The organism is Exiguobacterium sp. RIT452 (assembly GCF_003598705.1).
Taxonomy (GTDB): domain Bacteria; phylum Bacillota; class Bacilli; order Exiguobacteriales; family Exiguobacteriaceae; genus Exiguobacterium_A; species Exiguobacterium_A undae.
The window spans coordinates 16,564-28,721 of the sequence record NZ_QXJB01000001.1 but is presented as its reverse complement, the minus strand read 5'-3'; the positions used below and the strand labels follow the sequence as shown (position 1 = coordinate 28,721).

14 protein-coding genes are annotated in these 12,158 nt (G+C 45.9%); 10 read left to right on the top strand and 4 right to left on the bottom strand.

Annotation, left to right across the window (positions count from 1 at the left end; genetic code table 11):
* The first annotated feature begins 27 nt into the window (after positions 1-27).
* The 3 genes from D3D03_RS00210 (at position 28) to D3D03_RS00200 (ending at position 2,212) form a co-directional block, all read left to right on the top strand.
* Complete coding sequence (locus D3D03_RS00210) at positions 28-369, top strand: hypothetical protein (protein WP_026833753.1); 342 nt, start codon at positions 28-30, stop codon at positions 367-369.
* Positions 370-453: 84 nt separating this feature from the next.
* On the top strand, positions 454-1,023 hold the full coding sequence (locus D3D03_RS00205; RefSeq protein WP_012369593.1) for an HTH-type transcriptional regulator Hpr: 570 nt from the start codon (positions 454-456) through the stop codon (positions 1,021-1,023).
* Positions 1,024-1,294: 271 nt separating this feature from the next.
* Positions 1,295-2,212 (top strand): peptidylprolyl isomerase, encoded by a 918-nt coding sequence (locus D3D03_RS00200; protein ID WP_119922416.1) that lies wholly within the window; start codon positions 1,295-1,297, stop codon positions 2,210-2,212.
* A gap of 58 nt (positions 2,213-2,270) precedes the next feature.
* On the opposite strand, the gene namA is transcribed toward D3D03_RS00200, so the two are convergent.
* Both namA and D3D03_RS00190 read right to left on the bottom strand, forming a co-directional pair.
* Complete coding sequence (namA, locus tag D3D03_RS00195) at positions 2,271-3,293, bottom strand: NADPH dehydrogenase NamA (RefSeq protein ID WP_119922415.1); 1,023 nt, start codon at positions 3,291-3,293, stop codon at positions 2,271-2,273.
* A gap of 78 nt (positions 3,294-3,371) precedes the next feature.
* On the bottom strand, positions 3,372-4,292 hold the full coding sequence (locus D3D03_RS00190; RefSeq protein ID WP_119922414.1) for an HD domain-containing protein: 921 nt from the start codon (positions 4,290-4,292) through the stop codon (positions 3,372-3,374).
* Positions 4,293-4,397: 105 nt separating this feature from the next.
* On the opposite strand from D3D03_RS00190, the gene D3D03_RS00185 reads away from it, so the two are divergent.
* The 3 genes from D3D03_RS00185 (at position 4,398) to D3D03_RS00175 (ending at position 6,734) form a co-directional block, all read left to right on the top strand.
* Positions 4,398-5,309: a magnesium transporter CorA family protein gene (locus D3D03_RS00185; protein WP_119922413.1), complete on the top strand. Its 912-nt coding sequence runs from the start codon at positions 4,398-4,400 to the stop codon at positions 5,307-5,309.
* A gap of 69 nt (positions 5,310-5,378) precedes the next feature.
* Positions 5,379-6,458: a DNA polymerase IV gene (gene dinB / locus D3D03_RS00180; RefSeq protein WP_233550604.1), complete on the top strand. Its 1,080-nt coding sequence runs from the start codon at positions 5,379-5,381 to the stop codon at positions 6,456-6,458.
* Between the two features lie 57 nt (positions 6,459-6,515).
* The gene (locus D3D03_RS00175) at positions 6,516-6,734 is read left to right on the top strand and encodes a YhzD family protein (RefSeq protein ID WP_026833759.1); all 219 of its coding nucleotides are present in this window, start codon (positions 6,516-6,518) and stop codon (positions 6,732-6,734) included.
* 45 nt (positions 6,735-6,779) lie between these two features.
* Here D3D03_RS00175 and D3D03_RS00170 read toward each other — a convergent pair whose 3' ends face one another.
* Entirely contained in the window at positions 6,780-7,157 is a 378-nt protein-coding gene (locus D3D03_RS00170; protein ID WP_012369586.1) for a YlbF/YmcA family competence regulator, read from the bottom strand.
* Between the two features lie 20 nt (positions 7,158-7,177).
* Entirely contained in the window at positions 7,178-8,314 is a 1,137-nt protein-coding gene (locus D3D03_RS00165) for a DUF445 domain-containing protein (RefSeq protein ID WP_026833760.1), read from the bottom strand.
* Between the two features lie 71 nt (positions 8,315-8,385).
* Between D3D03_RS00165 and D3D03_RS00160 the strand changes: the two genes are divergently transcribed.
* The 4 genes from D3D03_RS00160 to D3D03_RS00145 all read left to right on the top strand — a co-directional run bounded on the left by D3D03_RS00160 (position 8,386) and on the right by D3D03_RS00145 (position 12,017).
* Entirely contained in the window at positions 8,386-9,219 is an 834-nt protein-coding gene (locus D3D03_RS00160) for a PucR family transcriptional regulator (protein WP_026833761.1), read from the top strand.
* A gap of 122 nt (positions 9,220-9,341) precedes the next feature.
* A complete protein-coding gene (locus D3D03_RS00155; RefSeq protein ID WP_012369583.1) occupies positions 9,342-10,448 on the top strand; it encodes an ABC transporter ATP-binding protein in 1,107 nt (368 codons plus the stop codon).
* A gap of 160 nt (positions 10,449-10,608) precedes the next feature.
* Positions 10,609-11,370: a transporter substrate-binding domain-containing protein gene (locus D3D03_RS00150; protein WP_026833762.1), complete on the top strand. Its 762-nt coding sequence runs from the start codon at positions 10,609-10,611 to the stop codon at positions 11,368-11,370.
* Positions 11,367-12,017, top strand: a complete 651-nt coding sequence (locus D3D03_RS00145; RefSeq protein ID WP_014969670.1) for an amino acid ABC transporter permease — start codon at positions 11,367-11,369, stop codon at positions 12,015-12,017. The genes D3D03_RS00150 and D3D03_RS00145 overlap by 4 nt, the downstream gene beginning before the upstream one ends.
* Positions 12,018-12,158 lie beyond the last annotated feature (141 nt).

Genomic DNA, 12,158 nt, shown 5'->3' with positions numbered 1-12,158 from the left:
ATTTTAATATCAAAAGGAGGTAAAACTATGTCGAAGCGTCCCCAGCGTAACTGGGTCGCTTTTGGTGCTACGCTGTCGCTTGTGACTTTTTACGGTTTGAAGGCGCTTCGCCAAGGTACTAAAAGTGACTCTTCGAATGGTAAACAACGTCGAAATTCTTATTCTACAATCGTAACGAACGTGCAGGATTTAACGCAGGAGGGAAAGAATCTAATAGAGACAGCCAAACTTTCTGGCACGACCTTTAAAGAAGAAGTAACAAAAGATGTCTCTCAGTACCAGTCAGAGGTGCAAGAATCGCTGACACGTCTTCAAAAATTTGCTGATGAGGCAAAACAGGACGTCGATCATCTCACTCCCCAACAGTAACGATCCGCTGCTTCGATTTGTTTTTGTATAGTTTGCATTTTGCGCGTTTGAGCCATTGTCACCTTTCGAAAGGATGAGTCAGATATGGAACACGAAAAATTATATCCTGGACAAGAAGCGCTGTTATACAGTCATAAAATTGTCCAATTAAGCAAAGCACTATGGAAAACGGTAGAAAAAGATTGGCAAAATTGGATTAAGCCGTTTGATTTAAACATCAACGAACACCATATTTTATGGATTTCGCACGCTTTAGGCGGTGCCTCGATTTCCGAAATTGCAAAATACGGTGTCATGCACGTTTCAACAGCCTTTAATTTTTCGAAAAAATTAGAAGACCGTGGTCTTTTGACGTTCTCAAAAAAAGAGACGGATAAGCGGAATACGTATGTCCAGTTGACACCGGAAGGCGAAAGTTTGTTGTTGGAAACGATTCAAGCCTTCCGTCCTGAAGAAAATGGTGTTTTCCGTGCTTCTTTACCGCTCCAAGAGCTTTACGGAAAATTCCCGGAACTGACTGACATATCCGCCATTGTCCGTCGTCTCTACGGCGACAGTTTTATGGACATCTTTGCAGAGACGTCAAAAATGATTACGGAAGAAGCAGATCGGCGTCCACAAGACCCGGTCATCGATTCGATCAAAAAGGCATGACTTTTGCATGACCTTTGATAGTCGGCGTTCTAAGCCTTGAGGCCTAGGACGTTTTTTTGTGATTCTTGAACCGTGACGTTCCGTTTACCGTTCTGTCTCAAAACGTTGCAGGACCTCACAATTTCCCACAAAAATAGTCCTCTCCTCCGGCATCTGATGTGATAGCATGGTGTAAGAGCAACTCACTTTCAATGTTGTGGAAAGCTGTCAAGATAACGAAGATATGATATGATAGAACGGTTGAAATAAATGGTAAATTAGGGGTGTATGTATGAAAAAGAAACTTTTAAGCGTAGCAGCAGTAGCAAGTGTTTTCACATTAGCAGCATGTGGTTCGAATGACGAAGCTGTCATCAACTACAAAGGTGGAGAAGTCAATAAAGCCGACGTTCAAGAAGAAGCGTACGAGAAAGCCGGCGCACAAATTGCTTTCCAACAGACAATGAATGAGTTGCTTGAAAAAGAATACGGCAAAAAAGTAACGGATAAAGAAGTGGATGCAGAAGTCAAGAAAACAAAAGATCAGTTCCCAGATAAGGAACAGTTCAATACGACACTGCAAACTGCTGGAATCAAAAGTGAAAAAGAGTTCGAAAAAGTACTCCGCACACAAATGCTCTTAACAGAAGCAAAATCAGCAAAATCAAAAGTAACGGATAAAGAAATCGAAGATCGTTTCAACCAAGAAAAAGTGGAAGTAAAAGCGAGCCACATTCTTGTTGAAAAAGAAGCAGATGCAAAAGCCATCAAAAAGCAATTGGATGAAGGCGGCGATTTCGCGAAGATTGCCAAATCAAAATCAACAGATACAGGTAGTGCCACAAAAGGTGGAGATCTCGGATACTTCACAAAAGGTAAAATGGTCGAGGAGTTCGAAACTTATGCGTTCAAGGATGGCGTTGAAGGTAAAGTATCAGACCCGATCAAAACACAATTCGGATACCACATCATTAAAGTAACGGATCGTAAAGAGAAAAAAGACTTTACGCTCGAAAAAGAATCGGACCGGATCAAAAAAGCATTGGCTGAAGAAAAAGCCGCTCAAGTCAATCCAAACGATATCTACCGTTCATTGATGAAAAAATACGATGTTGAAATCGAAAACAAAGACTTCAAGGATGCGTTTGACCTTGATAAGCAAGAACAACAACAAATGCAACAACAAATGCAGCAGCAACCACAGCAATAAGCAAAAAATCCCTGCTTCCCAAAACGGAAGCAGGGATTTTTTTATCTGCCGACAGCTGTTAACGAACCGGTGCCCGTTCGTATTGTTTCGGTAAGCTGACCTCGTCCTTCAGTTCCGCTGCCGCATGGTAGACCCAGTACGGTTGGCGTAACAGTTCACGGGCAAGCAAGATGACGTCCGCCCGCTCACTGCGAATGATCTCTTCGGCAAGCGTCGCTGTCGTAATCAGACCGACCGCACCGGTCTTCATACCGGTTGCCTGTTTGATTTCCGCTGCATACGGGACTTGATAACCGGGATAAACGTCCGGTACCGCATTCGCGACGACCGCGCCTGAACTGCAATCGAGCAGATCAATCTGACGTTTCTGTAACTCTTCCGCTAACGGAATGTAGTCCGTTGCCGTCATTCCGCCTTTTGCATGATCTGCCGCTGAAATCCGGACCCACAAGGAAAGAGTCGTCCGCTCCTGAATCGCATCAATGATTTCAAGCAAAAAACGCATCCGGTTTTCCATTGATCCGCCGTATTGGTCTTGGCGTTCATTCGATAATGGAGATAAAAACGTATTGATCAAATAACCGTGCGCACCATGGATTTCAATAAAATCATAGCCCGCTTGTTCGACTCGAAGAGCTGCATCGACGAACTTCTGTTTAATGACATTGATTTCTTCCGTCGTCAGTTCGCGTGGAGACGCATAGGAATCATCAAACTCAATCGCTGATGGTGCGACCGGAGGCGTCGCCGTCGTACTCTTTCGACCGGCATGTGCCAATTGAACGCCCGCTTTCGCTCCTGCTGCCTTGACTTGATCGGCAATCCGTTTTAATCCTTCGATGTGTGCATCCGACCAGACGCCGAGATCGCCGTCTGAAATCCGTCCGTCCGGTGTGACGGCCGTTGCCTCCAAGATGACACCGCCTACGCCGCCGACAGCACGTGACGCGTAATGGGTGACGTGCCAATCTGTCACCATTCCATCTTCTTTTGCACTGTACATACACATCGGTGCCATGATGACACGGTTTCGGAACAACAGGTCTCCGATTTGGACTGCTTCAAATAGCTTGGTTTTCATCTTGCACTCTCCTTACATCGATTTTAGATACTGTCCGTTAGTTTCGTTAACTGATCTCTGTTTTCGTTCATACCTGAATTAAAGTTTCGGGCGATAAAAAGAGCGGTTATCCAAAGCAAAGGAACGTTCCGAGAATTGCCCCGGTTCCACATATTCCAGCAACCGGTCCATCATCGTCATCCGGGCATCCAGATTATCGATCAGGAACAGCACTTCCGCCTCCCGCATTTGTGGTGCGACGGCAGATCCCCATTCTGGACGACCGTGGTGACTTAACACCAGGTGTTGTAAGACCGTCAATACTTCTGCGTCGATATGCAGCTCTGCTCCGACCTTTTCCAATTCTGCAACCATTAATGAAATATGTCCCACTAGTTTTCCCGGTAACGTATATTCCGGCGTAACGGGATCCGACAATTCCTTGATTTTCGCGTAGTCATGCAAGACGACACCGGCAATCAACAGATCTCGGTTCAATGTCGGATAAAGACGCGCGATTTGATCCGCAAGCTTCAACATTGACAGGACATGATACGACAATCCTGAGTAAAACGCATGATGATTTTTGACGGCTGCCGGATGGGTGAAGTAAGCATCAAAATCCTTGATCACAAGATGTTTGACGAGTTTTTTCATATCGGCATGATGAATCGACTCAATGAACCCCAATACTTCTGTTTCAATCTGTTCCCGCGGGATCGGCGCAGATTGAATGTATTCTTCGACATTCGTATCCTCAAGCACGGTAATCTGTTTTAATTTCAATTGTGTCCGTCCACGATAATCCATCACTTCCCCGGCTGCATGGACAATGAACTTCGGCGCATATTTAGTGAGATCACTCGTATCCCACATTTTTGTCTCAATTTCGCCTGTCTTATCTGCTAAAATCAATGTCAGATACGGTTTTCCGTTGGCGGCGATTCCTTTTAATGCTTGTTTGATCATGACTCGTTGATCGAGCATCTCTCCCACTGCTAATTGACCGATACCTTTCATTTCACAACACGTCCTTTATAAAAATTCATTTTTCACCGGATAGATCCGCGGATAAATCTGACTACAGTACATACTTTATCATTCTACTATACGGGAGCTCAAAACATGGAATTCAACTCACAATTTACCTGGCATCGATATCCGTCGATTTCTGCTTATGAACAATACGTCAGTCATCTGGCGGAGATGCCGTCCTTTCAACTGGATTGGCTGAACGAACTTCGGACAAAAGATATGAACTTTACGCGAACTGAACTGGATGTCCTGTACGGTTCAATCGTCACCTGGCAAAATCCGGTCGACCGAAGCGACCGCCGATCCATTTGTTATTACGTTTCAGAGAACGAGTTGATTACGATCGGATTGTCTGAACATATAGTTTCCTTAATCGAACCGTTTAAAACGTCAACCCCGTTCGAAGCCTTTTATGCCATTTTAGCCTTACAGATGAACACCTATTTTACCGGCATTGATAATTTTGAAACCGAACTGTTTTCAAGACAAGACGAACTCCGCGGAAGCATCAATGAAAATTCGCTCGACAGTATTTTCGGTTTACGGGATACGATTGAAAATTGGTCGGACTTGATCGTTCCGTTTCAGGAACTGATTTTGGCAGGTCCGGAAGCCTTTATCCGGCAAACGGATTATGAAGAGGTCCTGCCCTTTCGTCTGGCTGAAAAACGGGTTGCCCGTCTGTTGATGTTGATTGAGCATTATCAAAAAGATATCGAGGTCCTGCTCGATTTATCAACGACCGTTTCAAACTTCAGAGGAAATGAAATCATGAAGGCGCTAACGATTTTCACGGCTGTCGCCACGCCGATGATGGCCCTTGGCGCCATTTGGGGAATGAACTTCAAGGATATGCCGGAACTGGATTGGAAGTACGGGTACGCCGCCTCGCTTTCTTTAATCTTCCTGACTACAGGCGGTATTTTCTACTGGATGAAACGTCGTGGTTGGTTGGGGGCACTCGTCCGGATGCCGGAAAAAAAACAAAAGCGAAAAAAATAGATATCAGAACATAAGTTCGATATACTTATTTTACTTGAACTGGATTCTAAAATGAAGGAGGAAACCTTGATGGGACGGAAAATCATTCATGTGGATATGGACGCCTTCTACGCTTCAGTGGAACAACGCGACCGTCCACACTTAAAAGGAGTGCCTGTCATCGTTGGAGGACCTCCTCATGCCCGTGGTGTCGTCGCTACATGTTCCTATGAGGCGCGGAAGTACGGGATTCATAGTGCGATGCCTTCACGTCGTGCGTTTCAGCTGTGTCCACGTGCTGTTTTCCTGCGTCCCCGTTTTGAAGTGTACCGTGCTGTCAGTGCTCAGATCATGGAATTGTTTCTTGAAGTCACACCGCTCGTCGAACCGCTGTCGTTGGATGAAGCGTATCTCGATGTGACAGAAAATCACCTGAATCTCACCAGTGCAACGCATATCGCGCAATACATCCTGTCTGAAATCACACGGCGAACCGGTTTGACCGCTTCCGCCGGTGTCTCGAACTCAAAACTTGTCGCCAAAATTGCATCCGGTCATCAAAAACCAAGCGGCCTGACCGTCCTTCCGCCAGACGCTGTTCTGCCGTTTTTATCCGGATTAAAGATCGGTGATTTACACGGAGTTGGCAAGGTGACGGAACAAACACTTCGAAAACACGGATTTGAAACGATCTCGGATATCCAACAAGCGCCGCTTACAGAGTTGCGCGGGTTGCTCGGTCGGGATCGGGGAACGGAGTTATATGCGATGGCGCACGGAGAGGACGAGCGCTTGGTTCGCCCACACCGTGAACGAAAATCAATCGGGTCTGAGAGCACCTTCGAAGAAGATACGGAAGACATCGACACCATTTTCGAAACACTAAAACGGGAAGCTCTTTCCGTCGTCAAGACGCTTAATCAAAAGGAATTGGTCTGTCGAACCGTCACACTCAAATGGAAAACAGAAGATTTTCAATCCCGCTCGAAACGTTACACATTTTTGGAAGAAACGGCTGACGAAGAAACATTGCTCCGGATCACGACCAAGCTGTTTAATGAAATTGAATTTTCAGGCCCGATTCGGTTAATCGGCATGAGCGTCAGCCATCTTGAATCCCCCTCCCCCTCCAAACAATTGACATGGCAGGATATTGATTCTTACTTGTAAAATGAACGACTATTCATTACACTTGTATTAGTGAAATACGACAAGGGGGAACCAGCCATGCTTTATACGATTACCGCATTTTCGGATCGGGGAGAAACCTTATTAGATGATACGTTTGACGCTCCGTCGGATTCCGAGGCGCGTCAAGAAGGCATCCGTCGCTTGAAAGAAGCAGACTTGGAGCACCGTGGGGCACGGGTGACACGCGCCGGACAGTTGATTCATTTTGAGCGGGCCTATCTCCCCCGTCTTGTTCCGTCAAAAAATACACCGTAAGAAAAAGCCTCGGTCAGGTAGACCGAGGCTTTTGAATCGATTCGTTTATTGAACGTCGTCTTGATTTTGCTCCATCATCGGTGCATAGAGTTCTTCAAGCGGCTTCATGATGATTTGTGTCACTTCCGTCAACATCGTGTGCATACGTTGTTCTTCCTGCATCAGTTGACCAATCAATGGATTGTTTTGGACTTCTAACATTTTTGCTTGCGCAGATGCCATATCTTCAGGTGTGATTTCTTCACCTTGCATTTGTTTTTGTTGTAACTCCAGTTGAACATTTCGGAATGAAGCAAATAGTTCATTTGACATCGGATCCGCGTTGACTTGAGCATAGAGATCTTTTAATGTCGTGTACTCCGATGTTTCGCGGAGTGCACGCTCGAGTGTGTACGCGTGGTCGTATAAGTTTGTTTCAGACATGTTTGAACCCTCCAATTTTGTTAAACGATAAGAAGTATCGCTTGTATCATCCCAATTAAACCACCTAACAGCCCTCCAAGCCAAGTGATAGCCCGGAATTCTCTTCTGGAAATCGACAAGACGATTTCTTCAAGATACGCGGTATCCAGCAGTCCGACTTCTTCCCGGACAATCGTCTCGAGATCGAGTGTCGCCATGATCCGTTCCACCTGTTCCACCATTCGATCGACTAATCGTTTGGCGAGCAGCGGGACCATTTCTTGTGTGATGCGCACCTCAAGCGGCTTCAATATTTCGTGTAGTGGCGTATCGAACATGTTCGTCAGCGGAATACGAGCCAAGATTTCTGCCTTCACCCGCGTGACGAGTTGTTGTTCAGTCTCTGTATCGAGAAGCGAGTCGACCGGGCGCGACAGGAGCAGATTGATCTCTTGTTCAACCATATCGCTGATGAATCGGCGTGTAGACTCTCCTTGTAATACCCGTTTGAGTTCGGGTTGAATCATCTCGACGATATTAATATTGGCGAGCAGCATTCCGAACATCCCGCCGCCTAACTTCCCTTGAATAAAACCGGCGACTGTTTCTTCAAGCTTCATCTTCCCGTCAGGACTCTCAAAATACCGTTCGGTCTGTTGGAGTAACGCATCGACGACTTTAGGGATGGACTCATTGATTTTTGTTGTTCCTGTCTCTCCAATGACTTCAGACAAGCTCGTTGTTTTGATGTTCGTTACCAGTGCCGACAGTTCTTGATCGATCCGTTCTTCGATCTTTTGATGCAACTGTTCTTCCGGATGTTTGACGAATCGTTCCGCCACTTCACGAATCGTCCGGGTGGACCGTGTCCATTTTTGTACTTCCTGTTGCAGCATCTGAATGATGGCATCGTACACGACAGGTTGCTGGAGACGTTTGCTGATGCCTTCTGGTGTCAGTAAATGTTTGACGACTGTCCGCCCAAGGTTCGCGGCCAACTCGTCCCGGCGCTTTGGAATCAATCCCGGTGTGAATGGAATCCGGTACTTTCCGATGTATTTCGCTTCAAGCGGTCGAAACAGCATCCGAATCGCAAGATGATTGGTAACTGCCCCAATCATTGCTCCAATGATGATCATTCCAATTGCTTTGATGACTAAATCGACTTCGACTGGCATAGATCTCGTTCCTTCCGATTTTAGTATTGTGGTAAAGTCTTAATAGGACTTTTTTTAAGGAGGCGCCTCGTATGTTACAACAATTAACCGTCTTGTTTAAAGATCATCTCTCGACTGACCCTGCTGTTTACTCTACCGATAAGTATACCGTATATCAGTTGACCGATGGACTTCGTTTCGGGATCGAAAATACGATTCTTACTGCCCGTGAAGTGGACTTGCTCGACTTGCTGGCCGAACGGGTCGTCACATCCACTTCCGATGATACTGTTTCATGGCGGCGTCGACTGGAACAGACGCACAGTGAAGAAGCCGAACCGTTTCGAATGGTTCACTTCTTATTTGAACAGCTCGATGCCCGGACAGGAGAAGATTTACAACAACTGCTCCGTTCCTTTTTCCACGCACCGAGTGCCGTCATCCCGCTGACGGCCAATCGCTTCGTCGTCATCGAACGGGAAGAATTCGTCTCGGAGAACGATTTACATGACTTCTTCACCGCTTTGCAATCTGATTTTTTAACAGATGGAAAAGTCTTGATTGGTCAACAACGGAAATCAGGTGATCTTGCCGTTCAGTTTCGATTGGAACAAGCCGCCTTACGGGAAACCCCTTTGTTGCACATCGAGCGGTTTCTTCCCGCATTAACGCGGTTGACGTTATTATCGACGGACATACGCCAGGAACTGATTGAACGGTTTATCACTCCTCTTGAATATGAGTCGCGTGAAACGATTGATGCCTTTTGCCGCGCCAACTTAAATGTCTCATTGACGGCAAAACATCTCTTTTTACATCGAAACAGTCTTCAGTACCGACTGGACCGGCTGACAGAACAAACCGAAATCGACATCCGGTCGTTTGAAGGGGCAAGTTTTTTGTACACCCTTTTACGCGTAGCATAGTGAACAAATGATAACGGTTACATTCAGTCATGTTGTCCATATGTTTTTTGCTTCGTTTCTCCTATACTAATTCTTGTAAGCGTTATTTTAATCGACTACTTAATTTACAGGGGGATGTACACATGGCAGATATTCGTCTTGAGCATATTGATAAAGTTTATTCTGGAACAGCAAAAGCGGTTGATGACTTCAACCTTCATATTAAAGATAAAGAATTCATCGTCTTCGTTGGACCATCAGGTTGCGGTAAATCAACGACGCTTCGAATGATTGCCGGTCTCGAAGAAATCTCAGGCGGAGATTTCGTCATCGACGGCAAACGAATGAATGATGTGGCACCAAAAGACCGTGATATCGCCATGGTTTTCCAAAACTATGCCCTTTATCCACATATGAACGTCTTCGACAACATGGCTTTCGGATTAAAGCTTCGTAAATTCCCGAAAGACGAAATCAAGCAACGTGTAGACAATGCTGCCCGTATTCTTGGTCTTGAAGAATACTTGGAGCGTAAACCAAAAGCCCTCTCTGGTGGACAACGCCAACGTGTTGCCATCGGTCGTGCCATCGTCCGTGATGCAAAAGTCTTCTTGATGGATGAGCCGCTCTCGAACTTGGATGCTAAACTCCGTGTTCAAATGCGTAAGGAAATCATCCAGTTGCACAAACGTCTCGAAACGACGACGATTTACGTAACGCACGATCAGACGGAAGCGATGACTCTCGCGACTCGAATCGTCATCATGAAAGCTGGTCTGATCCAACAAGTCGGTACACCAAAAGAAGTCTATGACCACCCGGACAACATGTTCGTTGCTGGTTTCATCGGTTCTCCATCGATGAACTTCCTGACAGGAAAACTCGCGGAAGACGGTCTCTTCCATGTCACAGGCACAGAAGAGAAATTTGAAGTGCCTGAAGGCAAAATGAAAGTACTCCGCGAACGTGGATACACAAGCAAGGATCTTGTCCTCGGTATTCGTCCGGAAGATATTCACGCCGAGTTGATCTACCAAGACACGAAAACAGCCCACCGCTTCCCGGCGCATATCGAAGTTTCTGAGCTTATGGGAGCCGAGTCTTACCTCTACTCGAAAGTCGGCAACCAAGCCTTCACGGCACGTGTTGATTCACGTTCACACGTCGAGATGGGTTCAGATTTGGATCTGTTCTTCGATATGACAAAAGCACATTTCTTTGATGCGGCAACAGAAGCAACAATTCGTTAATTTTCAGGATTCAGTGAGCGTAGTCAGGCTGTCCATTCATGGGCAGTCTTTTTTATTGACAGACGTTCCTGTAACTTTGTATGATACTGCTTGTAGTCTTAAATTAATCCTATTCGAAAACTAGGAATTGAAATCATTTATTATTAAAGGAGAGAGCGCTATGAAACACGGACTAAAGCTAGCAGTAGCAGCACTATCAACAGCGGGGGTGTTAGCGGCGTGCGGCGCTTCTAACGAAGAAGCAAGCAAAGATGAAAAAATCGTGACAGTTGGGACGGAAGCAACGTACCCACCATTTACGTATAAAGAAAAAGGAAAACTTACTGGTTATGACATCGAAGTCATGGACGAAGTTGCAAAACGTGCCGGCTACAAAGTCGAGTACAAAGCGATGGACTTCAAAGGACTGATCCCGGCACTCGATTCAAAACGAATCGATGTCATCGCGAACCAAATGGGCATCACAGATGAGCGGAAAGAAAAATACGCGTTCTCTGATGCATACACGGTTTCCGGTTCAACAATCATCGTCAATAACAAAACAGACGATATCAAAACACTTGAGGACTTGAAAGGCAAAACGGTTGGTTCGACACAAGGATCACTTTATGCCAAAACAGCTGAAGAAGCAGGCGCAAAAGTGAAGTACTACAAAGGCGCAAACCAAGTCTTAAAAGATCTTGAAGCAGGTCGTGTCGACGCTGCGATGAACGACCGTCTGTTTGTTTTGACAGAACTCAAAAAAGCCGGTTATAAAGTGAAAGCTGTCGGTGAGACGTTTGATAAAAACGAATCAGGTCTGATGATGGCGAAGAACAGCAAATATACTGAAGACTTCAACAAGGCACTCGCAGAGATGCAAGAAGACGGCACGCTCGCAGATCTCGGTAAAAAATACTTTAACGAGGACATCAGTAAATGATGGAATTGTTTACAATCGTCCGTGATAATGCGGACGTTTACGGAAAGGCGATTGGCACTACACTTCTTGCAAGTGGATTTGCCATCGTCTTTGCGCTTTTTCTCGGTTTGATTCTTGCGGTCATGCGGGATAGCCGTTTCGCCGTCTTAAGCGGCTTCGCACGATTGTACGTCTCCTTTTTCCGAGGAACACCATTGTTGCTGCAAATCTTGATTTTGTATAACGGTCTGGTCGTTCTCCAACTGACCGGTTTCCAAGCGTTGGCCTTTGGTCTGTCGCTTCACTTTTCGGCCTATATCTCGGAATCATTCCGGGCCGCCATTTCCTCTGTCGATCGTGGACAATGGGAAGCAGCGGATTCACTAGGTATTCCACGCCGGAAGACATTTAAGGATGTCATTCTTCCGCAGGCTTTGTCGCGGGCGATTCCGCCTCTTTCGAACTCGGTCATCGATATCATCAAATCGACGTCCCTCGGAACGATTGTAGCCGTCGAAGAACTGACCTATGTATCCGATCAAATCTCGGCGACGACCTACCTGGTCATGCCGTTGCTGCTGTTCTCAGCTGCGATTTATTGGATCATGTCGACCTTGATCCAGGGGGTTCAGCACCGCCTCGAAGCTCGATTCAGTATTCCAGAATAAAAGTAAGGCACTTGGAAGCGCGACACATTCCAAGTGTTTTTTTTAATCTTTTTAAGGTTTAATACTAGTCATCCCGGGAATAATCAAGTATACTAATAAAAATCAGAATTATCTGATAACTTTAAAAGGAGCGTGGCCGAG

Excerpts from the sequence above, each read along its gene's own strand:
- D3D03_RS00200 (WP_119922416.1), top strand. The coding sequence starts at position 1,295 with ATGAAAAAGAAACTTTTAAGCGTAGCAGCAGTAGCAAGTGTTTTCACA.
- D3D03_RS00170 (WP_012369586.1), bottom strand. The coding sequence starts at position 7,157 with ATGTCTGAAACAAACTTATACGACCACGCGTACACACTCGAGCGTGCA.
- dinB (WP_233550604.1), top strand. The coding sequence starts at position 5,379 with ATGGGACGGAAAATCATTCATGTGGATATGGACGCCTTCTACGCTTCA.
- D3D03_RS00160 (WP_026833761.1), top strand. The coding sequence starts at position 8,386 with ATGTTACAACAATTAACCGTCTTGTTTAAAGATCATCTCTCGACTGAC.
- D3D03_RS00175 (WP_026833759.1), top strand. The coding sequence starts at position 6,516 with ATGCTTTATACGATTACCGCATTTTCGGATCGGGGAGAAACCTTATTA.
- D3D03_RS00190 (WP_119922414.1), bottom strand. The coding sequence starts at position 4,292 with ATGAAAGGTATCGGTCAATTAGCAGTGGGAGAGATGCTCGATCAACGA.
- D3D03_RS00185 (WP_119922413.1), top strand. The coding sequence starts at position 4,398 with ATGGAATTCAACTCACAATTTACCTGGCATCGATATCCGTCGATTTCT.
- D3D03_RS00205 (WP_012369593.1), top strand. The coding sequence starts at position 454 with ATGGAACACGAAAAATTATATCCTGGACAAGAAGCGCTGTTATACAGT.
- D3D03_RS00145 (WP_014969670.1), top strand. The coding sequence starts at position 11,367 with ATGATGGAATTGTTTACAATCGTCCGTGATAATGCGGACGTTTACGGA.
- namA (WP_119922415.1), bottom strand. The coding sequence starts at position 3,293 with ATGAAAACCAAGCTATTTGAAGCAGTCCAAATCGGAGACCTGTTGTTC.
- D3D03_RS00155 (WP_012369583.1), top strand. The coding sequence starts at position 9,342 with ATGGCAGATATTCGTCTTGAGCATATTGATAAAGTTTATTCTGGAACA.
- D3D03_RS00150 (WP_026833762.1), top strand. The coding sequence starts at position 10,609 with ATGAAACACGGACTAAAGCTAGCAGTAGCAGCACTATCAACAGCGGGG.
- D3D03_RS00165 (WP_026833760.1), bottom strand. The coding sequence starts at position 8,314 with ATGCCAGTCGAAGTCGATTTAGTCATCAAAGCAATTGGAATGATCATC.
- D3D03_RS00210 (WP_026833753.1), top strand. The coding sequence starts at position 28 with ATGTCGAAGCGTCCCCAGCGTAACTGGGTCGCTTTTGGTGCTACGCTG.